The organism is Streptomyces yangpuensis (genome assembly GCF_001005295.1).
GTDB lineage: Bacteria > Actinomycetota > Actinomycetes > Streptomycetales > Streptomycetaceae > Streptomyces > Streptomyces yangpuensis.
Genome location: NZ_LBMK01000001.1, coordinates 178,976 through 203,444, shown reverse-complemented (window position 1 = coordinate 203,444; position 24,469 = coordinate 178,976). Strand labels below are relative to the sequence as shown.

Here is a 24,469-nt window from a genome sequence, read left to right as displayed (position 1 = left end):
CGTGCCCGGGCGACGGCCGCGCGGTCAGCGCGCCCACGGGACGTCCGGGGCCCGGTGGTAGCCGATGCCCTGCGCGTCCAGGCGGGGCGCCTGCGCCGCGAGGCGGCGGCTGTACGCCGTCCAGTCGAGGGCGGCCGCCGGGGACCAGCCCAGCTCCGCCAGGCCCAGCACCCTCGGGAACGCCATCAGTTCCCACTCGGCCCGCGTCGCGACGTTCTCCGTCCACAGCGGGGCCTCCACCCCGAGCACCGCGGACTCCGGCACCCCGGCCAGGTAGGCCCCCGGGTTCCAGGAGTACGACCGGGCGACCGGGACGTAGCCGGCCCACGACAGCCCCGGCTTCGTCGCCGCCTCGTACTTCATGTCCAGGTACACCCGGTCCGCGGGCGACAGGACCAGCGGGTGCCCGGCCTTCGCGGCCTCCGCCACGGCCGACCGGTCCGCGGCGGAGGTCCTGTCGTGGCCCCAGTACTGGAGCACCGCCCCGGCCGCCGGCCGCGCCGCCGCCAGCTGGTGCCAGGCCACCACCGTCTTGCCGTGGCGGCCCACCACCTCCTGGGCCCGGTCCATGAAGGCCGCGTAGTCCGCCGCCGGCGTCGCGTGCGCCTCGTCGCCGCCGATGTGCAGGTAGCGGCCGGGCGTCAGCTCCGCCAGTTCGCCGAGCACGTCGTCGACGAACTCGTACGTCCGCTCCTTCGCCACGCACAGCGAGCTGAAGCCGACCTTGGTCCCGGTGTACCGGGGCGGCGCCTTCCCGTCGCAGTTCAGCTCGGCGTAGGAGGCCAGCGCCGCGTTGGTGTGCCCCGGCATGTCGATCTCCGGGACCACATCCACGTACCGCTCGCCCGCGTACGCCACCAGCTCGCGGTACTCGTCCTTGGTCCAGTGGCCGCCCGGCCCGCCGCCGACCTCGCCGGCGCCCCCGTACCGGGCGAGCCGCGGCCAGGAGTCGATCGCGAGGCGCCACCCCTGGTCGTCGGTGAGGTGCACGTGCAGCGTGTTGATCTTGTACTGGGCGAGCTGGTCCACGTACCGCTTCACCTGCTCCACCGTGAAGAAGTGCCGGGCGATGTCCACCATGGCTCCCCGGTAGGCGAAGCGCGGCCGGTCGGTGACCGTGCCGCCCGGAACCGTCCCGGGCCCCGCCACGGGCACCAGCTGACGCAGGGTCTGGCCCGCGCGGAACAGTCCGGCCGGGGTCCGCGCGACGAGGTCGACCCCGCTCGGCCCGGACACCAGCCGGTACCCCTCCTCCCCGGCCCCGTCGGCCGCCGTGTCGATCCTGAGCCGGATCCCGTCCCCACGCGCCCCGCCGATCACCGGCAGCGGCAGCCCGCTCGGGCCGCGCAGCTGCTCCGCGAGGAGCTCGCCCACCCGGCGGACCTCCTCGCCCGCGCCCGGCCCCGTACGGATGACCGTGCCCGGCCCGAAGGAGTAGCCGGGCCCGGCGGCGCGCGCGGAGACCGGCGCCGGCAGGAGCCGTTCGAAGGGGGTGAGGGCCGCGGGCGGGTCGTCACCGGCGCTCGCGTCGTCGCCGTGGGCGGCGGTGCAGGAGACGGCACCGAGGACGAGGAGGGTGCCGAGCGCGCGTCGCAGGACTCTCATGTGCCAGGTATAGGCCAACTGGCCCGCCGTGCGCGGTGGGAGAATCGCCGAATGGCGGAAATCATCCAGAAGGACGGAACCTGGACGTTCGACGGCGACGCGGTGCGCATCGTGCCCGGTCGCGACAAGGGGGTGGGGCTGCTGCGGCAGACCCTGGGTGAGGTGGTCGTGCCGTTGCGCGCGCTCGCGGGGATCTCCTACGAGCCCGGCCGCAAGGCCGGGCGGCTGCGGCTGCGGATGCGCGAGGGGGCCGACGCGCTGACCCAGGTGACGGGCGGGCGGCTGCCGGAGGCCTCCGACCCGTACCGGCTGAGCGTGGAGCCGGACCGCACGGGGGTCGCGGAGTACTTCGTGGACGCGGTGCGCAACGCCCTGCTGCTGGAGCAGGTGGATCCGGGTCCCTCGGAGAGCTACCTGCTGCCCGGCCCGACCGTGCCGATAGCGGTGGGCGCGGGCGACGGGACCGTCACCTTCGACGGCGACCGCGTCGCCCTGGAGTGGAACTGGACGACCGAGGAGGCCAAGCGCTCCGGCGGGCCGCGCGAGTTCCGGGTCACGGACCTGCGGACGGTGGAGTGGGCGCCGGCGAAGGGACTGGAGAACGGCTGGCTCCGCTTCAGCCTGACCGGTGCCGTGCAGCCCGCCGCTCCCAAGTACGACCCGTACACGGTGGAGCTGTTCGGCTTCAAGAAGGACCCGCTGATGGCGCTGGTCGCCGCGGCGGTGGCGCTGCGGCTGCCGCACCCGGCCGCGCCGCCGCAGGAGCGGGTCGAGGACGCCCCGCCGAAGGAGCTCCCCGCGTCGGCCGCCGGCGCCGCGGAGGACCACGACGCCCTGCTGCGGCGGCTGCGGGAGCTGGGGGATCTGCACCAGACGGGAGTCCTCACGGCCGACGAGTTCGCCGCGGCGAAGCAGTCCGTTTTGCGCAGATTCTGACCGGATGCATCCATTCCGCTGGTCCAGGCCAGAGAGATCCTGCCCGGAATCGGGCAGGATCTTTGCGTTGGGCGGCTTGAGACGTCAGTATCTACGGGTGCTCGACCGCCGCCCGTCCTATGACGATCTCGTCGAACACCTGGTGCGCAGCACCTCGCTGCAGCGGGGCGAAGCGGCCCGGGTGGTCCTCGACGTGCTCGCCTACTTCGACGAGACGACGGAGGACTTCGTCCGCCGCCGCCACCGCGAACTGCAGGCCGGCGGAGCCGTGAACGCGGAGATCTTCGAGCGGATCGCGGCCGAACTGCCGCACCGCGCCGTGGCGCCTCCGGAGCTCTCGCTCCGGCAGCTGCGCCGCATCGTCTACGGCTGACCGGCCGCCGCCGGAGCGGCCGCGGGCGGGTGACGGGTACATGAACCGAACTTCAGGAGGGGCAGGACCGTATGTGCGGAATCGTCGGATACATCGGAAAGCGTGACGTGGCACCGCTGCTGCTGGAGGGCCTGGCGCGGCTGGAGTACCGCGGCTACGACTCCGCGGGCATCGTCGTGAACAGCCCGAAGGCCGGCGCGCTCAAGATGGTCAAGGCCAAGGGCCGCGTCCGCGACCTGGAGGCCCGGGTCCCGAAGCGCTTCGCCGGCACCACCGGCATCGCCCACACCCGCTGGGCCACGCACGGCGCCCCGAGCGACGTCAACTCGCACCCGCACCTGGACCCGGAGAACAAGGTCGCCGTCGTCCACAACGGCATCGTCGACAACGCCGCCGAGCTCCGCGCCAAGCTGGAGGCCGAGGGCGTCGTCTTCGCCTCCGAGACCGACACCGAGGTCATCACCCACCTGATCGCCCGCTCCCAGGCCGACACCCTGGAGGAGAAGGTCCGCGAGGCCGTCAAGGCGATCGACGGCACCTACGGCATCGCCGTGATGCACGCCGACTTCACCGACCGCATCGTCGTCGCCCGCAACGGCTCGCCGGTCATCCTCGGCATCGGCGAGAAGGAGATGCTGGTCGCCTCCGACGTCGCCGCGCTGATCGCCCACACCCGCCAGGTCGTCACCCTGAACGACGGCGAGATGGCCACCCTGAAGGCCGACGACTTCCGCACGTACACCACGAGCGGCACGACGACGAACTCCACCCCGGAGACCGTGGAGTGGGAGGCCGCCTCCTACGACATGGGCGGCCACGACACCTACATGCACAAGGAGATCTCCGAGCAGCCCGACGCGGTCGACCGCGTGCTGCGCGGCCGGATCGACGACCGCTTCAACACGGTCCACCTGGGCGGCCTGAACCTGGACCCGCGCGAGGCGCGCGGCATCCGCCGGGTCAAGATCCTGGGCTGCGGCACCTCGTACCACGCGGGCCTGATCGGCGCCGGCCTCATCGAGGGCATGGCGCGCATCCCCGCCGACGCCGAGCCGGCGTCCGAGTTCCGCTACCGCAACCCGGTCGTGGACCCCGACACCCTCTACATCGCGGTCTCCCAGTCGGGTGAGACCTACGACGTGCTCGCGGCCGTGCAGGAGCTCAAGCGCAAGGGCGCCCGCGTCCTCGGCGTGGTCAACGTGGTCGGCTCCGCCATCGCCCGCGAGGCCGACGGCGGCGTCTACGTCCACGCCGGCCCCGAGGTCTGCGTCGTCTCCACCAAGTGCTTCACCAACACGGTCGTGGCCTTCGCGCTGCTCGCCGTGCACCTGGGCCGTATCCGGGACCTCTCGGTCACCGACGGCAAGCGGATCATCGACGGCCTGCGCAAGCTGCCCGCTCAGATCCAGGAGATCCTCGACGGCGAAGAGGACATCAAGAAGCTCGCGGCCGAGTTCGCCGAGGCCAAGTCGATGATGTTCATCGGCCGGGTGCGCGGCTACCCGGTGGCGCTGGAGGCCTCCCTCAAGCTGAAGGAGATCTCCTACATCCACGCCGAGGCCTACCCCGCCTCCGAGCTCAAGCACGGCCCGCTGGCCCTGATCGAGCCCTCGCTGCCGACCGTCGCCATCGTCCCGGACGACGACCTGCTGGAGAAGAACCGCGCGGCGCTGGAGGAGATCAAGGCCCGCAGCGGCCGGATCCTCGCGGTCGCCCACCGCGAGCAGGAGAAGGCGGACCACACCATCGTGGTCCCGAAGAACGAGGACGAGCTGGACCCGATCCTCATGGGCATCCCGCTCCAGCTGCTGGCGTACCACACCGCCCTGGCCATGGGCCGGGACATCGACAAGCCGCGCAACCTGGCGAAGTCGGTCACCGTCGAGTAGCAGCCCCGGCTGTCACGGACATACGGGAGCCCCCGTGCGCACCACGCGCACGGGGGCTCCTGCGTCCCGCGCTCAGCCCGCGGCGACCGCGCCGCTGCGCCCCGCCCGGCCGAAGGCCATCGGCCAGTGCGCCAGGGCCGCGGTGGCCCCGTACCAGGCCAGCAGTCCGGAGACGGCGGCGACCCAGCCGCCCGCCTTGGCCAGCGCGCCGTTGTCCACGAAGGAGGCGACGGCCAGCAGGAGGAGGGAGAGGGTCAGGAGGGCGTAGACGCCCTGGCTGAACAGACCGCTCGCGGCGGCGACCGTGAGGGTCAGCGCGAGCATCGCGAAAAGAACAAGAAACGTTCCGGCGGCCTCGTCCGAGGCAGAGCCGCCCGCGCCCTTGGCCCACGTGAACCAGAAGACGCCGAGGCCCGCGAACGCGGTGCCGTTGAATCCGTTGCCGCCTCGGTACTCCAGGAGACCCAGGAGGAAGAGGGCGGCGCCGCCGACGTACATCGCGAGCGACACGGAGCCGGCAGCGGACACGCCGTCGATGACACCGGTGTGGCCGATACCGAATGCGAGAAGGGTGAGACCCAGGGCGATGTTCCCGAGGGTCGAAGTCGAGGCCGTGCTTCCCGCAGAGACACCATTGTCCACGGCGGGCTCCCTTCGATCTGCAGTTGTTTGCTGCGTCCCAGCAGCATTTATCTACCCTTTACACGAGGGCACAACCGCACAATCGGCTTAACACCCGGTCACGGAATGACAACAACCGGTCGCTGTGCGCGCTTGGCGAGCCGCCCGGCCACCGAGCCGAAGATCCGGCCGACGATCCCGTGCGTGGAGCCCACCACGATGGCGTCGGCCGAATACTCCCGGCCGACCTCCTCCAGCTCATGGCAGATGTCACCGCCGCGCTCGACCAGGATCCAAGGCACTTCGGCCAGATAGTCGGCGCAGGCCAGCTCCAGTCCGAGCACCTCGGTGCGGTGGTCGGGCACGTCCACGAAGACGGGCGGCTCGCAGCCGGCCCACACGGTGGTGGGAAGCCGGTTGGCGACATGGACGATGATCAGACCCGATCCGGAGCGGCGGGCCATACCGATCGCGTACGCGAGCGCGCGCTCACTGGACGTCGATCCGTCGAATCCCACAACGACGCCGTGCCGGAAGGCCGGGTCGCAGGGGGAGTGTGTCTGTTCCACCGCGCGCAGCTCGGCGGCCGATGCGGGGTCGGCGAGCCGTTTGCGCTTGCGGTCCGCGGGTTCGGGGAATTCGTGACCGGCCATGGGTGTCTCGGCGAAGAGGTCCTTGGAGGAAGCAACAGGGGCGAAATCGGCGACGCAGTGTGACGGAGCTCTGTCCGGGAAGCATCTTCCCAAGCCCATACCCACCAGGGTACGGCGACACTCCTGTCCTGCCCAGGGCTTGCCGCACTTGGAGAGCGTCCCAGGGAGCATGCCGGAGCGCGGGCGCCTTGGCAATGGCCGCTGTCCCCTACAGCCAGTGACGAGACGGGGAGTTGCCACCCGTGCGCGCAGTGACCGAGCCCCGCCGGGCGGCGTTGGACATGCGTCCGACCGTTCAGGAAGAGCCCGCAGGGAGTACGCCGTGCCCGGCCATCCGGTTCACCCCGACCAGCCGGCCCAGCCGGCCCGGTCCGTCCACTTCCCCGACCCGAGCCCGCACTTCACCGCCTCGCCGCGGCAGCCGCTTCACCCGTCCGTGCGGTCCTCCGGACGCGCGCACGACGACCCCGCGGGTGATGTCGTGCGCTGGGCCGCCTTCAGCTGCCTGCTCGTCCCGGTGGTCCTCGTCGTCTACGGAACGTCCTTCGGCGGGGCGGCGGTCGCCACCCTCGGCCTGTTCGTCGTGACGGCCGCCTGCCTGGTCCTGCTGCGGCACTCGGAGCGGGTCGCGGCCCGGACCCCGGCGCAGGAGCGGCTCGCCTCGGCGCACCACCGCCGGCGCCCGCGCGGCGGCCCCGCGGGCCGCCGGGGCTGCCGCACCTCCGACTCCGCATCCCCGCGCGACTGACTCATTCGCACACCCACACCCGCACGTTTTCAGCCAACTTCCCGGCAGGGCGCCCCCCTTGCCGGAATGTCCCCCCGACCCCCTCACCACCAGCGACGACACTCGCCGGGGGGCGTTTTGGCCCTATGGGTACTGGCCACAGCCGCGTTGGGCGCTTCCCACCCGGGTAGCGGAGTGGAACCCTTCCTGATCGAATGCTTTTCGCCAAGTTGAGAAGTCGACATAGCGCTGCGTGCTGAACTTGTCACGCCGACACCACGGGACGCAGTAGATTCGATCATGTATTTACGGCGGGGGATCCACGTGCAAGGCCGAGGGGAAACGTGCAGGTGCGACCAGACCAAGGAGTCGCGACACCCAAGGGGGGCTTAGCGCCATGAGCCAGGATTCCACCGCCGTCGTCGCGGACGCCGGCCGGAAGCTCGCGGGGCGTCGCCGCAGGGAGATCGTCGCGGTGCTGCTCTTCAGCGGCGGACCGATCTTCGAGAGCTCCATTCCACTATCCGTGTTCGGCATTGACCGGCAGGACGCGGGAGTTCCACGCTACCGACTGCTCGTGTGCGCCGGTGAGGACGGTCCGCTCAGGACCACCGGCGGACTCGAACTGACCGCGCCGTACGGGTTGGAGGCGATCGCCCGGGCAGGCACGGTCGTCGTGCCCGCCTGGCGTTCCATCACTTCACCGCCGCCTCCGGAGGCGCTCGACGCACTGCGTCTGGCGCACGAGGAGGGGGCCCGGATCGTCGGACTGTGCACCGGGGCGTTCGTGCTCGCGGCCGCCGGTCTGCTGGACGGCCGGCCCGCGACGACGCACTGGATGTACGCGCCGACGCTGGCCAAGCGCTACCCGTCCGTCCACGTCGATCCGCGCGAACTGTTCGTCGACGACGGCGACGTGCTCACGTCTGCGGGCACGGCTGCCGGAATCGACCTCTGCCTGCACATCGTGCGCACCGACCACGGCAGCGAGGCGGCCGGGGCCCTGGCCCGCAGGCTCGTCGTGCCGCCGCGCCGCACCGGCGGCCAGGAGCGCTACCTCGACCGGTCGCTGCCGGAGGAGATCGGCGCCGACCCGCTGGCCGAGGTCGTCGCCTGGGCCCTGGAACACCTCCACGAGCAGTTCGACGTGGAGACGCTGGCCGCCCGCGCCTACATGAGCAGGCGCACCTTCGACCGGCGGTTCCGCTCGCTCACCGGCAGCGCGCCGCTCCAGTGGCTGATCACGCAGCGGGTGCTCCAGGCCCAGCGGCTGCTGGAGACCTCCGACTACTCGGTCGACGAGGTCGCCGGACGCTGCGGGTTCCGCTCGCCGGTCGCCCTGCGCGGTCACTTCCGGCGGCAGCTGGGGTCCTCCCCGGCCGCCTACCGCTCGGCCTACCGGGCACGCCGGCCGCAGGCCGACGTGGCACAGGTGGCGGAGATCTCCACGGGACCGGTGCCGCACCAGCGCACTCCGCAGCCCCACCGGGCGGCGGCGGCCCTGGCCGCGGCGGGCCCCACGGTGACGGAGCTGTACGCCCCGAACCGGGTCCTGCGGGAACACGCGTAACCCTCACAACGGGTACGACAGCGAAGGTCCTCCATCGGTCACCCCCGATGGGGGACCTTCCGCATATGCGGTCGGCTCCGCGGGGGACCGCATAAGGTGGGACACATGAACGATCGCATGGTGTGGATCGACTGCGAGATGACCGGGCTCTCGTTGACGGACGACGCACTTATCGAGGTGGCCGCGCTGGTCACCGACTCGGAACTCAACGTGCTCGGCGAGGGCGTGGACATCGTGATCCGCCCGCCGGACCGTGCCCTGGAGACCATGCCCGACGTGGTCCGCGAGATGCACACCGCCTCCGGCCTGCTGGACGAGCTGGCCGGCGGAACCACCCTCGCGGACGCCGAGGCGCAGGTCCTGGCGTACGTACGGGAGCACGTGAAGGAGCCGCGCAAGGCACCGCTCTGCGGGAACTCGGTCGGCACCGACCGCGGCTTCCTGCTGCGCGACATGGCCGCGCTGGAGAGCTACCTGCACTACCGGATCGTGGACGTGTCCTCGGTCAAGGAGCTGGCGCGCCGCTGGTACCCGCGGGCGTACTTCAACAGCCCCCCGAAGAACGGCAACCACCGGGCGCTGGCCGACATCAAGGACTCCATCACCGAGCTGCGCTACTACCGGGAGGCCGTCTTCGTGCCGCAGCCCGGACCCGACTCGGACACGGCCCGCAGCATCGCGGCCAAGCACACGGCGCCGGGCGCGTAGGCGTCCTGCCCGACCCCTCCGGAGGGGGTGCGGGAAAAGGGTGGAGCGAGCACCCTCCTGAACCCTGTACCCTTTTCTTCGGCCGGTCGGTTCTCCGACCGGACATGGTGGGTGTAGCTCAGTTGGTAGAGCACCTGGTTGTGGTCCAGGTGGCCGCGGGTTCAAGTCCCGTCACTCACCCTGCGGGAAGGCCCCGGTACGCGGAAGCGGACCGGGGCCTTCTGCGTGTCCCCGCACAGGGTGGTCCCGCGCAGGGTGGCCCCGCGCTTTCGGGGGCTCCGCGCTTTCGGGGGCTCCGGGGCGGTCAGGACGACTCCCGGACCACCAGTCTGTTCTGCAGGACCACCGAGGGCCCGCCGCCCGTGCCGGTGGCGCTCCCCCGCCCTCCCGAGACGCGCTCCAGCAGCATCCTCGCCATGGTCCGGCCCATCTCCTCGATGGGCTGGCGGACGCTGGTCAGCGGCGGGTCCATGTGCCGGGCCACCACCGAGTCGTCGAAGCCGACCAGCGCCACGTCGTGCGGGATCCGGCGGCCGGCCGCGCGCAGCTCCAGCCGGGCGCCCGCCGCCATGACGTCCGAGGAGGCGAAGACCGCGTCGAGCGCGGGGCTGCGCTCCAGCAGCTCGCGCATGGCCCGGCGGCCGCCCTCCTCGGTGAAGTCGGCGACCGCGACGAGCCGCTCGTCCACGGGGCGGCCCGCGGCGGCCAGGGCCTGCCGGTAGCCGTCGAGCCGGCAGCGGGCTCCGTACACGTCCAGCGGGCCGGTGATCGTGGCGATCGTCCGGCGGCCCCGGTCGAGCAGGTGACGTACTGCCTCGGCGGCGCCCTCCAGGTTGTCGGAGTCCACACAGGGCAGCGTCTCGGCGGCGGACCGGCGGCCGCTGATCACGGTCGGGATGCCGAGCTCGACCAGCAGTTCCGGGAGCGGGTCCCCGGCATGGACGGAGACCAGCAGCACGCCGTCGACCCGGTGCCCGGACAGGTAGTGCGCGAGGCGGCGGCGCTCGCGGTCGCTGCCGGCCAGGGTGAGGACGAGCTGGATGTCGGTCTCCGCGAGGGCGGCCCCGACCCCGCGGACCACTTCGGAGAAGTACGGCTCGGCGAAGAACCGGGCCTCGGGCTCCGGGATCACGAGCGCGATGGCGTCGTTGCGGTTGGCCGCGAGGGCGCGCGCCGCGCGGTTGGGTACGTACCCCAGCTCGGTCACGGCCGCCTCGACCGCGGCCTTGGTCTGCTCGCTGACCTTGGAGGACCCGTTGATCACCCGGGACACCGTGCCGCGTCCGACTCCGGCGCGCGCCGCCACCTCTTCCAGCGTCGGCCGTCCCCCACTGCGCCCGTGCCCGTTCATGGCTTCCTCCCGGTTGTGAATCTACCCCTTGACTACTGTGGGAGCGCTCCCACACTGTGTCACACGACACCCCCACGTTGTCGCCCACCCCTTCAGGGAGGAACCCATGCGAGCCCAGTCCCCGGCCCGAGCACGAGCCCGAAGAACCCTCGCCACGGCGGTCGCCACGGTGGGCGCCGCCGCGCTGCTGCTCGGAGGGTGCGCGCAGGACCCCGACGCGGCCCCGGAGCCGGGTTCCTCCTCGGCCGACGGAAAGGGCCGGACCACCCTGACCGTGGGCGTCTTCGGAGCCTTCGGCCTCCAGGAGGCCGGGCTCTACGACGAGTACATGGCGAAGAACCCCTCGATCCGCATCGAGCAGACATCCATCGAGCGGAACGAGAACTACTACCCCCAGCTCCTCACGCACCTGGGGACGGGCAGCGGGCTCGCCGACATCCAGGCCGTCGAGGTCAACAACATCGCCGAGATCACCGCGACCCAGGCCGACAAGCTGGTGGACCTGGGCAAGGTGGCGGGCGTGGACAAGGCCGCGTACCTGCCGTGGAAGTGGGCCCAGGGCACGGCGCCCGCCGCGAAGGGCGGGGCCACGGTGGGCCTCGGCACCGACATCGGCCCGCAGGGCATCTGCTACCGCAAGGACCTGTTCGAGGCGGCCGGGCTGCCGACCGACCGGGAGGCCGTCGGCGCGCTGTGGGCGGGCGACTGGAACAAGTACCTGGAGACGGGCAAGACCTACAAGGCGAAGGCCGGCGACGGCAAGGCCTTCGTGGACTCGGCGTCCGGTGTCATGGCGGCGGTCACGGGCAGCAGCGCGCAGCGGTTCTACGACGAGCAGGGCAAGGTCGTCTACAAGACCAATCCGGCGGTGCGCGGGGCCTTCGACCTGGCCGCGTCCTTCGCCACCGAGGGGCTCAGCGCCAAGCTGCAGCAGTTCACCCCGGGCTGGGACCAGGGCTTCGCCAACGGCGCCTTCGCGACGGTCTCCTGCCCGGCCTGGATGCTCGGCTACATCCAGGACAAGGCGGGTCCGTCGGGCAAGGACAAGTGGGACGTGGCCCAGGCTCCGAAGCCCAGCAACTGGGGCGGCTCCTTCCTGGTGGTCCCGAAGGCGGGCAAGCGCGCCGAGGAGGCGGCGAAGCTGGCGGCCTGGCTGACGGCTCCGGAGCAGCAGGCGAAGCTCTTCGAGAAGCGGGGCAGCTTCCCGAGCGCGAGCGCCGCCTACAAGCTGCCGACGGTGTCGGGGGCGAAGCACGAGTACTTCGGCGGGGCGCCGATCGGGGAGATCTTCTCCAAGGCGGCCCAGGGGGTGCCGGTGGCCGCGGTCGGCCCGAAGGACCTGGTGATCTCCCAGAACCTGTCGGACATCGGGATGCTCCAGGTCGACCAGAAGGGCCGGAGCCCGCAGGAGGGCTGGGAGGCCGCGGTGAAGGCCATCGACAACGCCCTGGACCAGTGAGGCGCCGGTGACGGACGAGACGGCTCTCCTGTCCCCCTCCGCCGCCGCCCCCGAGCGGCCGGCGGCGGAGGGGGGCGGCCGCGGCCGGCGGGGCCAGGTGTGGCGCTCGCGCCGCTACCGCTGGGACCTGCGCTGGAGCCCGTACGCCTTCGTGGCCCCCTTCTTCCTGTTCTTCGCCGCCTTCGGGCTGTTCCCGCTGCTCTACACGGGATGGGCGGCGCTGCACCAGGTGGAGCTGACCGATCCGGACAGCATGACGTGGGTGGGCCTGCGGAACTTCACCCGGCTGTGGGACGACGAGTTCTTCTGGAACGCGCTGCGCAACACCGTCACCATCGGGCTGCTCTCGACGGTCCCGCAGCTGGCGATCGCGCTGGGCGTGGCCCACCTGCTCAACTACCGGCTGCGGGGCTCGGCGTTCTTCCGGGTCGCCGTGCTCACCCCGTACGCCACCTCGGTGGCGGCGGCCACGCTCGTCTTCGTGCTGCTCTTCGGCCGGGACTACGGGATGATCAACTGGGCGCTCTCGGCGGTCGGCCTCGGGGCGGTGGACTGGCAGAACGGCACCTTCGCCTCCCAGTTTGCGGTCTCCACCATCGTGATCTGGCGGTGGACCGGCTACAACGCGCTGATCTACCTGGCGGCCATGCAGGCCATACCGGGCGAGCTGTACGAGTCGGCCGCGCTGGACGGGGCCTCGCGCTGGCAGCAGTTCCTCCACGTCACGGTGCCCTCGCTGCGGCCGACGATCCTCTTCACGTGCGTGGTGTCGACGATCGGGGCGACCCAGCTGTTCGGTGAACCGCTGCTGTTCAACGGCGGGGCGGGCGCCACTGGCGGCTCGGACCACCAGTTCCAGACGCTCGGGCTGTACCTGTACGAGCAGGGCTGGGTGAACCTGCACCTTGGGCGGGCCTCGGCGATCGCCTGGGCGATGTTCCTGATCCTGCTGCTGATCGCCGGGGCGGCGCGGCTGCTGCGCGGACGGGGGAATGCGCGATGAGATCACTGCGCGCGGGCCGGCTCACCTATCTGGCGCTCGGCCTCTTCACGGCCGGGTCGCTCTTCCCTCTGGTGTGGACGGCGATCGCGGCCTCCCGTACCAATACCCGCCTGGCCCAGACCCCGCCGCCGTTCTGGTTCGGGGGGAACCTGGGACGCAACCTTCAAATCGCCTGGACCGACGCCAACATGGGCACGGCCCTGCTGAACACGGTGATCGTGGCGGGCACCGTCACCGTCGGGACGGTCCTCTTCTCCACCCTGGCGGGCTTCGCCTTCGCCAAACTGCGCTTCCGCGGGCGCCGGATGCTGATGGCCCTGGTGGTGGGGACGATGCTGATCCCGCCGCAGCTGAGCGTGGTGCCGCTGTACATGCTGATCGCGAAGCTGTCGTGGACCGACCGGCTCCAGGCGGTGGTCCTGCCCTCCCTGGTGTGCGCCTTCGGGGTGTTCTTCATGCGCCAGTACCTGGTGCACGCGCTGCCGACGGAACTGGTGGAGGCCGCCCGCACGGACGGGGCGAGCTCCCTGCGGGTCATGTGGCACGTGGTCTTCCCGGCGGCCCGGCCGGCGATGGCTGTGCTGGGGATGCTGACCTTCGTCATGTCCTGGAACGACTTCTTCTGGCCGATCGTCGCGCTGACCCAGAACGGCAGCCCGACGGTCCAGGTGGCCCTGACCGGACTGGGCCGGGGATACATCCCCGACCAGTCGGTGATCATGGCGGGTGCGCTCCTGGGCACGCTCCCGCTGCTGCTGGTGTTTCTCGTCTTCGGCCGCCAGATCGTCGGCGGCATCATGCAGGGAGCGGTAAAGGGATGACTGACACCCCGACGCACACGACTCACCCGTCGAACGCGACGGATCCAAGCGGGGAACTCCGCTTCCCCGACGGGTTCCTGTGGGGCACGGCCACGGCGGCCTTCCAGATCGAGGGCGCGGCCGCCCTGCGCGGGCCGTCCATCTGGGACACCTTCTGCCGCACCCCGGGCAGGGTGTACGGCGGCCACACCGGCGACGTCGCGGTCGACCACCACCGGCTGTGGCGCGAGGACGTCGGCCTCATGTCCGAACTGGGGCTCGGAGCCTACCGGTTCTCGGTGTCCTGGCCGCGTGTCCTGGCCGGCGGGATCGGCTTCTACGACGAGCTCGTCGACGAGCTGCTCGCGCAAGGCATCCGGCCCTGCGTGACCCTCTACCACTGGGACCTCCCGCAGGAGCTGGAGGACGCCGGCGGCTGGCCCGAGCGGGAGACCGCCTACGCCTTCGCCCAGTACGCCCAGCAGGTCGCGGACGTGCTCGCCGACCGCGTGGAGCTCTGGACCACCCTCAACGAGCCCTGGTGCAGCGCCTTCCTCGGCTACGCCTCCGGCGTGCACGCCCCCGGCCGCACCTCCCCCGCCGACTCGCTGCGCGCGGCCCACCACCTGAACCTGGCCCACGGCCTGGCCGCGGCGGCCCTCCCGGCCAGGACCCGGGCGGGCATCGCCCTCAACCCCAGCGCGGTACGCCCGCTGACCGGCTCGGCGGCCGACCTGGACGCCGCCCGCCGTATCGACGCGCTGGCCAACCGGATCTTCACCGGGCCGCTGCTGAACGGCGCCTACCCGCAGGACCTGCTCGCGGACACCGCGTCCCTGACGGACTGGTCGTTCGTCCGCACCGGCGACGAGGCGCTGATCCGCCAGCCGCTGGACTTCCTCGGCGTCAACTACTACACGCCGGCGGTGGTGTCGGCGGCCCCGGACGGGAACGGCCCGCGCGCCGACGGACACGGCGCCGCGTCCCACTCCCCGTGGCCCGCCGCGGACACGGTGGCCTTCCACCAGCCCCCCGGGGAACAGACCGACATGGGCTGGTCGATCGACCCCACCGGCCTGTACGACCTGCTGATGCGCTTCACCCGCGAGGCGCCCGGCCTGCCGCTGATGGTCACCGAGAACGGCGCGGCCTACGCCCCGGACCTGCACGACCCGCAGCGGATCGCCTACCTGCAGGCCCACCTCGCCACCATCCACCGCGCGCTGGCGGACGGCGCCCCGGTGGGGGGCTACTTCCTCTGGTCGCTGCTGGACAACTTCGAGTGGTCCTACGGGTACAGCAAGCGTTTCGGCATCGTGCACGTCGACTACGACACCCAGGTCCGCACGCCGCGTTCCAGCGCCCACTGGTACGCCCGCCTGGCCCGGAAGGGGGTCATGTAGAAGGCGGTCATGGAGAAGGGTCATGCAGCCGGCCCGCCGGGGAGCTCACGCGAAGACGTCGGCGTGCTCCTCGGCCCAGGTCCGGAAGGTGCGGGCCGGGTGGCCGGTGAGCCGCTCGACGGCGCCCGTGATCTCGACCGGGAGACCGTCGGTGGACGCCCAGTACTCCAGGAGCGCGTCGGCGTAGGGGCCGGGGACGTGGCCGTCGGCCTCGGCCTCGGCCTTCCACTCCTGGGCCGAGACGGCCTCGAAGGGTATGGACCGGCCGAGGACATCGCCCAGTATCGAGAGCTGGGCCGCGAAGGTCAGCGCCTGCGGGCCGGTCAGCGTGTACGCGCGGCCGGCCAGGGCCGGCTCGGTGAGGACGGCGAGGGCCGCCTCGGCGAGGTCGGTCTCGTGCACGGGGTCGCAGTAGGCGCCGGGGTAGGGCAGGCGGACCGGACGGCCCGACCTCAGCGGCCGGGCCCAGCTCCGGGCGTTGCCCGCGAAGGACCCCGGCCGCAGCAGGGTGGTGCGCAGCGGGGAGGCCGACAGAGCCTGCTCGACCACGAGGTGCGAGGCCGACAGCGGGTTGTCGGCGGCGTCCGGGGCGAGCACCGAGGAGGAGGAGGAGGACAGGAGCACGACGTGCTCCACTCCGGCGGCCACGGCCTCCTTCGTGAAGGCCTCGATGCCGGACGCCTCCGCATAGAGGAACACGGAGCGGATGCCGGCGAGGGCGCCGGGAAGCGTCGCCGGATCGCCGAGGTCGCAGTGGACGGCATCGGGGGTGCCCCGCTCACGGGAGCCGAGGCGGTACGGGATACCGCGGGCCTCAAGGAGGCCGGCGAGACCGCGGGCGACGGCGCCACGACCGCCGGTCACGAGAATGGACATGACTGGTCCTCATTCTTGAATGGTGTGAACTGACGCTAGGATGAATACGCGACACAGATTCTGCACTACACATCCTCTGCGCCACACAGATAAATTTGGAGCACGGAGAATCCGATGTCAACCGATTCCCCCCGTACGGGTGATGAGTGGAGCCGCGCCGAACTCCTCGCGCGCATCGTCACCGAGAGCCAGCGGCACTACGCCGACTACTCCCTCTTCAACCAGGCCATGGCCGACTCGGTCGGCCTGCACCCCACCGACATGCAGTGCGTCGCACTCCTGGACATGGAGTCCGGCCCCGTCAGCACCGGCGACATCGCCCGCCTCACCGGCCTGACCTCCGGCTCGGCCACCCGCCTCGTCGACCGGCTGGTCAAAGCGGGCATCGTCGCGCGGCAGACCGACCCCAACGACCGCCGCCGCTCCCTCGTCTCCCTCTCTCCCGAGGCCCGCGAGCGCATCGGTGCGGCATGGGAGACCCCGGGCCGCGCCTTCGGTGCGGTACTGGAGAGCTACTCCGACTCCGAACTCGCCGTCATCGCCGACTACCTGCACCGCGCCGCCGAGGTGGGGCGGGCCCAGGCCGAGCGGCTGACCTCGGGCGAGCCCGGCTGACCCACCGCGGGCCCTCTGGCCGCCGCCCAGGCCACCGGGCCGTCTTCGCCGTTTCCTGCACCGCGGCCACCGCCTCCACCGCCCTCGCCCTGGCCTCCACCCCGTCCGTACGCGGCAGGAAGCGGCTCGACGCCCCGTCCGGCTCGGGCCAAGGCTCGCCCTCGACGTGATCGAACCGTGCCCTGACAAGCCCGGTCAGGCATAGGAGACGTCCGTGCAGCTCGGTACGCCGAGCCGAAGGCGGGCGCGGCACCATGTGCGCGCCCGACCGGGCCGGGGTTCAGGCGCCCTGGATGTGGACGTTGAAGTCCGTGTGTCCGAGGGCGCTCATCAGCCGGAGCCAGAGCGGGAGCAGCATCTCCGTGCCCCGGGCCGTCTCGATGCCGCCGAGGTCGAGGACGCTCTCCGGCGGCCAGCCGAAGGAGTGCAGCAGCTCGCGCACCAGCTTCTTCGCTTCCGCGTCCTCGCCCGAGACGAAGACGTGGTGCGCGCCGGCGACCCGCGCCGGGTCGACCATGATCTGGCAGTTCATCGTGTTCAGCGTCTTGACCACGCGCAGCCCCGGGAACGTCCGCTGGATCAGCTCGCCCAGGCTGTCGTCGTCCACCGGATCCAGGCCCGGCGGGAAGCCGGCCGAGAAGTCCAGCGGGTTCGCGATGTCGATCAGGACCTTGCCGTCCAGGTGTGCGGCGTCCGCCTCCGTCAGCGCGGCGATGCTGAACTGCCCGCCGGTGGCGTTGACCAGGACCTCGCCGTCCCGGGCCGCCTCGGCGAAGCCCGCCAGGGACACACCCGGGTGGACCTCCTGCCAGTCCGCGTAATCGGGCCGGCCCAGGGTGGCGCCGGGGTCCCGGGTCCCGATGACGACCCGGTGGCCCAGGGACTCGAGCCGGGCGGCCACCGTACGGCCGACGATCCCGGTGCCGAGGACTGCGTAGCGCATCCGTGCTTCCTTACGGTCGGTGCGAAGGGGCGCGGGCCGGGCAGGTCGGCCGGCCCGCCTCGTCGTGCCTCAGTCCAGGATCCCTGCGTCATGGAAGAAGCGGTACTTGTCCGGGGCGTCCGGCAGGAACCAGTGGAAGCCCTCGTCCAGGAAGACCGCCACCATGCTCACGGCGATGACCAGGCCCAGGAACCACAGCGCGAACAGCCCCGCCGCCCGCAGCGGCCCCGGCCCGGTCGCCGGTACCCCGCGGTCCGCCGTCGCGTGCGAGCAGGCCAGAAGGATTCCGACGACGACCACCGAGACCTGGAAGAGGATCAGCGCCCACACGTACAGGTGCAGGCCGAACACCTCGCCCCCGTACCCCTTGGCACCCGGCAGGATGTGCAGCGTCGTCTGCCGCCAGGCCGCGAAGGAGCCCCCGGTCGCCGCGACCAGCACCAGACCCCAGCCCGTCATGTAGTGGCGGCCCGTCACCGAGCCGCGCAGCAGCGCCGTACGGATGATGTACGCCGCGCCCAGCGCCGCCAGCAGCATGAACATCCGCTGCACGACGCACAGCGGGCACGGGTGCTCCCCCCGCGCGAACTGCTGGAGGAGGCCGCCGGACGCCACGCCCGCCCAGCCGACGGTGAAGAGGCACGCGAACCAGTACTGGACCTTGCCCGGCTGCGCGGCCTCGGGCGTGCTCTCCGGCAGGAGGCTCTCGATCGTGGCCATGGTCACCAGCTCAGCGTCAGGGCCAGGCCGCCGGTGATGTGGTGTGCCATCAGCAGGGTGACGGCGATGAGCATGACCCACCACGCCCCGAGCACGACCATCCGGGACGTCTCCCGGTACATGGCGATCAGCGTGGCGAGGAGCCCGCCGAAGATGAGGGTGTCCATGCCGCGGACCGTACCGAGACGAGGTCATCCTGCCTGCTAGGCGCGCCCCCGCTCACGGCGTGGCGCGCCCCCGGTTACGTCGGTTGCCGCGTCGGCCGCGGCCCGGCCGCCCCGCGCCCGGGCCGCCCGCGCTCCGCCCGTCCAGGCAGATCCACACGCGGACCTCGGTGCCGCCGAGCACCGAGCGCCCCAGCCGGACGTCGCCGCCCGTCGACTCCGCGACCCGGCGCACGATGTCCAGGCCGAGCCCCGTGGACCCGTCCCGGCCGCCGTCGTTGCCGCGGCGCAGAGCCGCGTCCGGGTCGGAGATGCCGGGGCCGGCGTCCGAGACGAGCACGATCACCGCGTCGCCCGCGTCGTGGACGTCCACCGCGAAGGGGGTGCCCTCGGGGGTGTGCCGGAAGACGTTGCCGAGCATGGCGTCGAGGGCCGCGGCGAGTTCGGGCCGCGCCACGGGGATCCGTACGGTGCGGTCCACGCCCGCGAGCCGTACCTCGCGGCCTTCGTCCTCCGCGAGCGCCGACCAGAAGTCCATCCGGTCGCGGATCACCTCGGAGGCGTCGCAGCCCGCCCCCGCTCCCGCCCCGGCCATGCCTGCGGCCGGGCGCTGTTCCCGGGCCGTGCGGATGATGGTGTCGACCTCGCGTTCCAGCTGCTCCACCGCCGCCCGGGTCTGCTCGGCGGCGGGGCCGTCGCCGAGGGAGGCGGTGTTGAGCCGGAGCACGGTCAGCGGGGTGCGCAGCCGGTGCGACAGGTCGGCGGCCAGTTCCCGCTCGTTGGCGAGGAGCTCGACCACCTGGTCGGCCATGGAGTTGAACGCGACGGCCGCCGAGCGCAGCTCCTTGGGCCCGGCCTCCGGTACGCGGGCCCCGAGCCGCCCCTCGCCCAGCTGGTGTGCGGCGTCCGCGAGCCGTTCGGCAGGCCGGACCAGCCGGGCACCGAGCCGGTCGGCGACCGCGACCGAGCCGACGATCAGGGCCAGTCCGACGCCCGCGAGCACCAGCCAGGCGGTCGCGACGCCGTTGCTGACCTCGCTCTCCGGTACGAAGATCTCCACCACGGCGATGTCGCCGGATCCCAGCGCGATCGGCTGGAGCAGCGCCGAGCCGCCGCCCGTCAGCGAGGCCGTGGTGGCGCGCCCCATCCGGCGGGTCTCCGCGACGGCGCGTTCCCCGGCCCGGCCCTCCCCGATGCTCACCGGCGCGCCGCCGCCGACCGCGGGCACGTGGACGGCCATCCGCTGCGCGGCGCCCATCTGTGTGGACTCCACGGCCTTGCTCAGCTGCCCCGGGTCGGTGGTGATCGACAGCGTCGGCCCGATGGTGGCGGCCTGCCGTTCGGCGTTGGAGAAGGCGCGGTCGCTGGCCATCTCCTGGACGACGAGCCCGAGCGGTACGGCGAAGGCCACGACCACCATGGCCGTGACCGCGAGGCACACCTTGACCAGGGCCCATCTCATCGCTGCATCACTGCGGTCACGGCGCTCACTGCGGTGGCTCCAGCTTCACGCCGACACCGCGCAGGGTGTGCAGGTACCGCGGCCGGGCTGCGGTCTCGCCGAGTTTGCGGCGCAGCCAGGACAGGTGGACGTCGATGGTCTGGTCGTCGCCGTACGACTGCTGCCAGACCTCGGCGAGCAGTTCGCGCCGGGCCACGACGACTCCGGGGCGCCCGGCGAGGAAGGCCAGCAGGTCGAACTCCCGGCGGGTGAGGTCCAGTACCGCCCCGTCGAGTTCGGCCTGGCGGCGCAGCGGGTCGATGGCGAGGCCGCCGACGCGCAGGACGCGCGAGGGCGGTTCGGCTCCGGCGGCGGCCCGGGCGCGGCGCAGGACGGCGGCCATCCGGGCGGAGAGGTGTTCGACGGAGAAAGGTTTGGTCAGGTAGTCGTCGGCGCCGTCGTTGAGCAGCCGGACGATCTCGGCCTCGTCATCGCGCGCGGTGGCGATGATCACCGGCACGTCGGTGATGCCGCGCAGCATCTTGAGCGCCTCCGACCCGTCCAGGTCGGGCAGGCCGAGGTCGAGGATGACCACGTCGAAGCGGTGGTGCGCGACCTCGCGCAGTGCCTCCAGGGCCGTTCCGACGCTCCGCACGGTGTGCGAGGCCTCCGTCAGGTGCCGGATGAGGGCGGAACGTACGAACTGGTCGTCCTCGACCACGAGCACACTTGCCATGGGCGGCACCGTAGTCCATCCGGGCGACTGAACGGGGTGTCGGGCCACTCTTGTGGCGCGTGGTGCAGTATGTGCCTTGATGCGAAGAGGACTTGTGCATGCCATGGCGTGGATGCTCGCGACCGGGGCGGCGGTGACGCTGTGCTGGTGGGGCGTCCACACCGTCATGTCGGGCACGGCCTACGACCGGCCGCTCGCGGTGCCCCTGGCCGGCCAGCCGCTCTCCTCCTCGACCCGGAGCGCGCAGCCCTCGGGCTCGCCGTCGCAGTCCCCGTCCGCCTCGGCCTCCCCGTCGCCCGGCCCGACCACGTCGCCGGCCCCGGACGCCTCCGCCGGCAAGCCGTCGCAGACTCCTGCGGCCTCCCCGCGCGGGCCGCAGCAGCCGGACGGCCAGGACTCGGGGAAGGTGCAGGCCTATCCGGTCTCCGGCGGCCGGGTCGTCTTCTCCCTCGGCGCCTCCTCGGCCGAGCTGGTCACGGCGACACCGGCGGCGGGCTGGCGGATGCAGGTGTGGAAGCAGGACTTCTGGATCCGGGTCACCTTCACCCGGGACGGGCGCGAGGTGTCGGTGTTCTGCACCTGGCACGACCACCCGCCGATGGTGGAGATCGTCGACCCCTGAGGCGACCGCCGAGGCGGGCCCGGGGCGGCTCCCAGGCGGGTCCGAGGCGGGTCCCGGCCCTCCCGGGTGTGGTCCACGGCCTCGTACCGGAGCGGGATCGGGCGCGCCTTCGCGGAGGTGGCGCAGGGACTGCGGAGCCCTGCCGGGCAGGGGTGATCCGGCCCGCCGGCCGCGGCCGCGCCTACCGGAACACCGACGGTGGCGGCTGGGGCGAGGCCACCGCGGAGGCGTCGGCGACCGGGGTCGCGCCGCCCGCGAAGTCGGCCAGCGCCCGGCCGTGCTCGACGCGGCCCGGATGCGGGTCGCTCGCGACCCGGCGGGTGAACTCCGCGACGGGCAGCTCGTGGTCGGCGGCCACCAGTACCGCATTGCCGAAACGTTTCCCTCGCCACACCACCGGGTCGGCGGCCAGCGCCAGCTCCGTGAACCGGGACGCCGCCGTCGCGATCTGGCCGCGCAGATGGGTCAGCGGCGGCCCGTCCGCGAGGTTCGCGACGTACCACCCGGTGGGCGCCAGGGCCCGGCGTACGTCGTCCAGGAACTCCGTGCTCGTCAGGTGCGCCGGAGTGCGCGCCCCGCTGAACACGTCCGCGATCACCAGGTCCGCCCAGCCGTCCGGCACCTTCGCCAGACCGGCCCGCGCGTCGGCCGCCCGCACCCGGACCCGCGCCTGCGGATCCAGCGGCAGGTGCTCCCGTACGAAGGCCACCAGGGCGGCGTCGATCTCCACGACCTGCTGGGCGGAACGGGGGCGGGACGCCGCGGTGTAGCGGGCGAGGGTGAAGGCGCCGCCGCCCAGGTGCACCACGTTCAGCGGCCGGCGGGCCGGCGCGGCGAGATCGATGAGGTGACCGATCCGCCGCTGGTACGCGAAGTCCAGGTACGCGGGATCGCCCAGGTCCACATGCGACTGCGGGGCACCGTCGATCAACAGGGTCCAGGCGCCCGGGCGCTCCCGGTCCGGCTCCAGCTCCGCCAGGCCGCCGCCCACCTGCCCGACGACCGCCTCCGCGCCGCCCCGGCCGCGCTGCCTGCCCTTGTTCCTGTCCTTGCCTGCCACCACCCCATTGTGCGGGGCGGCCGGCCGGGGAACGGTCAGCGGCAGTTGTCCGCGGCCTCGATCAGCCGGGCCGCCTCGCCGAGCGCCGCACGCAGCACCTCGGGATCGGTGACCGGCCCGACGGCCTCCGGCGGGAGCAGCCAGCCCGTGGCGCCCGCGGTCGGCGAGACGGCGTCGCCGAAGCGCATCCCCCGCCCGTTGGTCTGTGTACACGCGCTGCCCGGGAGGTCCCAGGCGTCGGCGGTGCCGGGCGGTACGAGGAAGCCGAGGGTGCCACCCGATCCGTCGTGCAGGACGGGCCCCACCGGGCCGGACCGGCCGGCCGCCCGGCGGATGATGTCCACCGCCTCCAGGCCCTGCCGCGCGGGCACGGTCACCAGGTCCAGATCCGGGGCCGCGACACCGGCCTCGGGCGCGGTGCTCGTTCCAGTGCTCTCCATGCCGGCCTCCACCACAGGGAACCCCTCCTCGATCCGTCTCCGCATGGGTTCAACGCACAGGAACGTCAACGGGTGCGGCACCAAGACGCCGCAAAGGATGGCAGTTCATGGCGGATCGCGGGTGAGATATCCGTTTTGTAGCTAAACATCGCGTGAACGCCCCGTCGCTGGGGGTACGTTCATGCGCGCCGGGCCCTACCGCACCATCCCCCGCACCGGCGCTGCGCTCCTCGCCAGAGAGGTCACGTCCATGGCGGCGTTCCCCCACTCACCCAACTCCACGTTCAGGCGGCTGCGCGGGCAGCTCTCCCCCGCCGAATTCGCGGCCCTGGTACGCAGGTCGGCGAAGGAGATCGGAGAAACGGTTTCCTGCGACGCGCGCTACATCGGCCGGGTCGAGTCCGGCGAGATCCGCTGCCCCAACTACGCCTACGAGCGGGTCTTCCTCCACATGTTCCCCGGCCGCACCCTGGCCGACCTGGGCTTCTCCCCCCGCGAGGCCGTCCGCGGCCGCTCGGCGCAGCGCGGCTCGCACCCGGTCCCCTGTTCCCCTTCCAGTGCCAAGGAGAGCGACGTGCTGCGTCGCGCGTTCATGGCGGGCGGCTCCGCGACCGTGGCGGCCGCGACGCTCAGCCTCACCCTGCTCGGCGACACCCGCCGTCTGCCCGCGCGCGCCGGCGAGTCCGAGGCAGCCGCCGTCGAGGACGCCGTACGCCGGATCCGGCTGCTCGACGACCGGCACGGGGCGGACGCCCTCTACCGCAGGGCCTCCGAACCCCTGCGCACCGCCTACGCCCTGCTCGACGCCGGGGCGACGCGGCAGTCCACCGAGGACAGGCTGCACTCGGGCGCCGGCGAACTGGCCGTCTCCGTCGGCTGGCTGGCCCACGACTCCGGCCGTTTCGACGACGCCCGCTCGCACTACGCGGAGGCGTTGGCCACGGCCCGGGTGGCACGGGACGCCGGCCTGGAGGCCCATGCCTTCAGCAACATGTCCTTCCTGGCCCGGGACACCGGCCGCGCACGCGAGGCCGTACGGGCGGCCCAGGCGGGCCGGCGCGCCGCCGCCTCCCTCGGCTCGCCGCGGCTGCTGTCGCTGCTCGCGCTGCGGGAGGCCGGCGGGTGGGCGGGGCTCGACGACCGCAAGGCCTGCGAGGAATCGCTGGCGCGGGCCCACCGGGAGTTCTCGCGGGGACCCGCGGAGGCCGACCCCGAGTGGATGTCCTTCTTCGGTGAGGCCGAGCTGGAGTCGCTGGAGGCGCGGTGCTGGTCGGCGCTCGGCGAGCACGCCCGGGCCGCGCGGCACGCACGGCGGGCGGCCGACCTCCAGGACCCGCACTTCGCGCGGAACGTGGCGCTCTACACCGCCGAGCTGGCCGGTGACCTGGCGCGGGCCGATGCGCCCGACGAGGCGGCGTGGGCGGGTGGGCGGGTGCTGGACCTGCTGGCCGAGGTTCAGTCGACGCGGGTCCGGTCGATGCTCGCGGAGACGGCCGCGACCCTTGTCCCCCACCAGCGGTCGCCCCGGGTGAGCACGTTCCTGACCCGCCACGCCGCCACTTAGCCTCGGCCCGGCCGGAGTTGCCGGTTCGCTGCGCGGCTCGGCTCCCGCCGGGGGTGTGCTGGGGCTCCGCCCCAGACCCCGCGCCTCAAACGCCGGCGAGGCTGATTTTGCCGGCCGGGAGTGCAGGGTTCGGCTCCCGCCGGGGTGGCGATCGTTCCTGCTGGGCGGTGGTGCGAGGGGGTGGGGCGGT

Annotated in this window: 25 protein-coding genes and 1 tRNA gene; 14 read left to right on the top strand and 12 right to left on the bottom strand. The window is 72.5% G+C overall.

Annotation, left to right across the window (positions count from 1 at the left end):
- Positions 1-24: 24 nt before the first annotated feature.
- Complete coding sequence (locus tag AAT21_RS00950; RefSeq protein ID WP_046774811.1) at positions 25-1,605, bottom strand: beta-N-acetylhexosaminidase; 1,581 nt, start codon at positions 1,603-1,605, stop codon at positions 25-27.
- A 51-nt stretch (positions 1,606-1,656) separates the two neighbouring features.
- On the opposite strand from AAT21_RS00950, the gene AAT21_RS00945 reads away from it, so the two are divergent.
- From AAT21_RS00945 to glmS, 3 genes are all read left to right on the top strand, one after another.
- Positions 1,657-2,541: a DUF4429 domain-containing protein gene (locus tag AAT21_RS00945; protein ID WP_046774810.1), complete on the top strand. Its 885-nt coding sequence runs from the start codon at positions 1,657-1,659 to the stop codon at positions 2,539-2,541.
- 97 nt (positions 2,542-2,638) lie between these two features.
- Positions 2,639-2,914 (top strand): hypothetical protein, encoded by a 276-nt coding sequence (locus AAT21_RS00940; protein ID WP_030025937.1) that lies wholly within the window; start codon positions 2,639-2,641, stop codon positions 2,912-2,914.
- Between the two features lie 71 nt (positions 2,915-2,985).
- Entirely contained in the window at positions 2,986-4,803 is a 1,818-nt protein-coding gene (gene glmS / locus AAT21_RS00935) for a glutamine--fructose-6-phosphate transaminase (isomerizing) (RefSeq protein WP_046774809.1), read from the top strand.
- 72 nt (positions 4,804-4,875) lie between these two features.
- Here glmS and AAT21_RS00930 read toward each other — a convergent pair whose 3' ends face one another.
- Positions 4,876-5,445 (bottom strand): acetate uptake transporter, encoded by a 570-nt coding sequence (locus AAT21_RS00930; protein WP_046774808.1) that lies wholly within the window; start codon positions 5,443-5,445, stop codon positions 4,876-4,878.
- A 98-nt stretch (positions 5,446-5,543) separates the two neighbouring features.
- Complete coding sequence (locus AAT21_RS00925; protein WP_046774807.1) at positions 5,544-6,077, bottom strand: universal stress protein; 534 nt, start codon at positions 6,075-6,077, stop codon at positions 5,544-5,546.
- Positions 6,078-6,399: 322 nt separating this feature from the next.
- Between AAT21_RS00925 and AAT21_RS00920 the strand changes: the two genes are divergently transcribed.
- The 4 genes from AAT21_RS00920 to AAT21_RS00905 all read left to right on the top strand — a co-directional run bounded on the left by AAT21_RS00920 (position 6,400) and on the right by AAT21_RS00905 (position 9,262).
- The gene (locus AAT21_RS00920) at positions 6,400-6,825 is read left to right on the top strand and encodes a hypothetical protein (protein ID WP_327152707.1); all 426 of its coding nucleotides are present in this window, start codon (positions 6,400-6,402) and stop codon (positions 6,823-6,825) included.
- Between the two features lie 376 nt (positions 6,826-7,201).
- Positions 7,202-8,374: a helix-turn-helix domain-containing protein gene (locus tag AAT21_RS00915; RefSeq protein ID WP_031145357.1), complete on the top strand. Its 1,173-nt coding sequence runs from the start codon at positions 7,202-7,204 to the stop codon at positions 8,372-8,374.
- Between the two features lie 105 nt (positions 8,375-8,479).
- Positions 8,480-9,082: an oligoribonuclease gene (orn, locus tag AAT21_RS00910; protein ID WP_046774806.1), complete on the top strand. Its 603-nt coding sequence runs from the start codon at positions 8,480-8,482 to the stop codon at positions 9,080-9,082.
- Positions 9,083-9,189: 107 nt separating this feature from the next.
- A tRNA-His gene (locus tag AAT21_RS00905) sits at positions 9,190-9,262 on the top strand.
- A gap of 124 nt (positions 9,263-9,386) precedes the next feature.
- On the opposite strand, the gene AAT21_RS00900 is transcribed toward AAT21_RS00905, so the two are convergent.
- Entirely contained in the window at positions 9,387-10,433 is a 1,047-nt protein-coding gene (locus AAT21_RS00900; protein WP_046774805.1) for a LacI family DNA-binding transcriptional regulator, read from the bottom strand.
- A 106-nt stretch (positions 10,434-10,539) separates the two neighbouring features.
- Between AAT21_RS00900 and AAT21_RS00895 the strand changes: the two genes are divergently transcribed.
- From AAT21_RS00895 to AAT21_RS00880, 4 genes are read left to right on the top strand one after another with little or no spacing between them, the layout of a single operon-like run.
- Positions 10,540-11,892, top strand: a complete 1,353-nt coding sequence (locus AAT21_RS00895) for an ABC transporter substrate-binding protein (RefSeq protein WP_046774804.1) — start codon at positions 10,540-10,542, stop codon at positions 11,890-11,892.
- Positions 11,893-11,899: 7 nt separating this feature from the next.
- Positions 11,900-12,895 (top strand): carbohydrate ABC transporter permease, encoded by a 996-nt coding sequence (locus AAT21_RS00890; protein ID WP_107081171.1) that lies wholly within the window; start codon positions 11,900-11,902, stop codon positions 12,893-12,895.
- Entirely contained in the window at positions 12,892-13,716 is an 825-nt protein-coding gene (locus AAT21_RS00885; RefSeq protein WP_079025375.1) for a carbohydrate ABC transporter permease, read from the top strand. Before AAT21_RS00890 ends, AAT21_RS00885 begins: the two co-directional genes overlap by 4 nt.
- Entirely contained in the window at positions 13,713-15,098 is a 1,386-nt protein-coding gene (locus AAT21_RS00880; RefSeq protein WP_046774802.1) for a GH1 family beta-glucosidase, read from the top strand. Before AAT21_RS00885 ends, AAT21_RS00880 begins: the two co-directional genes overlap by 4 nt.
- A 45-nt stretch (positions 15,099-15,143) precedes the next feature.
- On the opposite strand, the gene AAT21_RS00875 is transcribed toward AAT21_RS00880, so the two are convergent.
- Positions 15,144-15,974, bottom strand: coding sequence for an NAD(P)H-binding protein (locus tag AAT21_RS00875; protein WP_046774801.1), 831 nt, complete (start codon positions 15,972-15,974; stop codon positions 15,144-15,146).
- 114 nt (positions 15,975-16,088) lie between these two features.
- Between AAT21_RS00875 and AAT21_RS00870 the strand changes: the two genes are divergently transcribed.
- Positions 16,089-16,589: a MarR family winged helix-turn-helix transcriptional regulator gene (locus AAT21_RS00870; RefSeq protein WP_046774800.1), complete on the top strand. Its 501-nt coding sequence runs from the start codon at positions 16,089-16,091 to the stop codon at positions 16,587-16,589.
- A 280-nt stretch (positions 16,590-16,869) separates the two neighbouring features.
- Here AAT21_RS00870 and AAT21_RS00865 read toward each other — a convergent pair whose 3' ends face one another.
- The 5 genes from AAT21_RS00865 to AAT21_RS00850 form a co-directional block, all read right to left on the bottom strand.
- Positions 16,870-17,532: an NADPH-dependent F420 reductase gene (locus AAT21_RS00865; protein WP_046774799.1), complete on the bottom strand. Its 663-nt coding sequence runs from the start codon at positions 17,530-17,532 to the stop codon at positions 16,870-16,872.
- A gap of 69 nt (positions 17,533-17,601) precedes the next feature.
- On the bottom strand, positions 17,602-18,252 hold the full coding sequence (locus tag AAT21_RS00860) for a disulfide bond formation protein B (protein ID WP_046774798.1): 651 nt from the start codon (positions 18,250-18,252) through the stop codon (positions 17,602-17,604).
- A gap of 2 nt (positions 18,253-18,254) precedes the next feature.
- Entirely contained in the window at positions 18,255-18,419 is a 165-nt protein-coding gene (locus AAT21_RS37865) for a DUF5993 family protein (protein WP_167350552.1), read from the bottom strand.
- Between the two features lie 52 nt (positions 18,420-18,471).
- Positions 18,472-19,878 (bottom strand): sensor histidine kinase, encoded by a 1,407-nt coding sequence (locus AAT21_RS00855; RefSeq protein ID WP_046774797.1) that lies wholly within the window; start codon positions 19,876-19,878, stop codon positions 18,472-18,474.
- A gap of 25 nt (positions 19,879-19,903) precedes the next feature.
- Positions 19,904-20,593 (bottom strand): response regulator transcription factor, encoded by a 690-nt coding sequence (locus tag AAT21_RS00850; protein WP_030655573.1) that lies wholly within the window; start codon positions 20,591-20,593, stop codon positions 19,904-19,906.
- 103 nt (positions 20,594-20,696) lie between these two features.
- Between AAT21_RS00850 and AAT21_RS00845 the strand changes: the two genes are divergently transcribed.
- Positions 20,697-21,215 carry a hypothetical protein gene (locus AAT21_RS00845; RefSeq protein ID WP_235438638.1) on the top strand — a complete coding sequence of 173 codons (519 nt, stop codon included), beginning with the start codon at positions 20,697-20,699 and terminating at the stop codon, positions 21,213-21,215.
- 181 nt (positions 21,216-21,396) lie between these two features.
- Here AAT21_RS00845 and AAT21_RS00840 read toward each other — a convergent pair whose 3' ends face one another.
- Positions 21,397-22,275, bottom strand: a complete 879-nt coding sequence (locus AAT21_RS00840) for a spermidine synthase (RefSeq protein ID WP_046775493.1) — start codon at positions 22,273-22,275, stop codon at positions 21,397-21,399.
- Positions 22,276-22,310: 35 nt separating this feature from the next.
- Positions 22,311-22,715 (bottom strand): hypothetical protein, encoded by a 405-nt coding sequence (locus AAT21_RS00835; protein WP_046775492.1) that lies wholly within the window; start codon positions 22,713-22,715, stop codon positions 22,311-22,313.
- A 250-nt stretch (positions 22,716-22,965) separates the two neighbouring features.
- Between AAT21_RS00835 and AAT21_RS00830 the strand changes: the two genes are divergently transcribed.
- A complete protein-coding gene (locus AAT21_RS00830; protein ID WP_046775491.1) occupies positions 22,966-24,279 on the top strand; it encodes a hypothetical protein in 1,314 nt (437 codons plus the stop codon).
- The last annotated feature ends 190 nt before the right edge of the window (positions 24,280-24,469 follow it).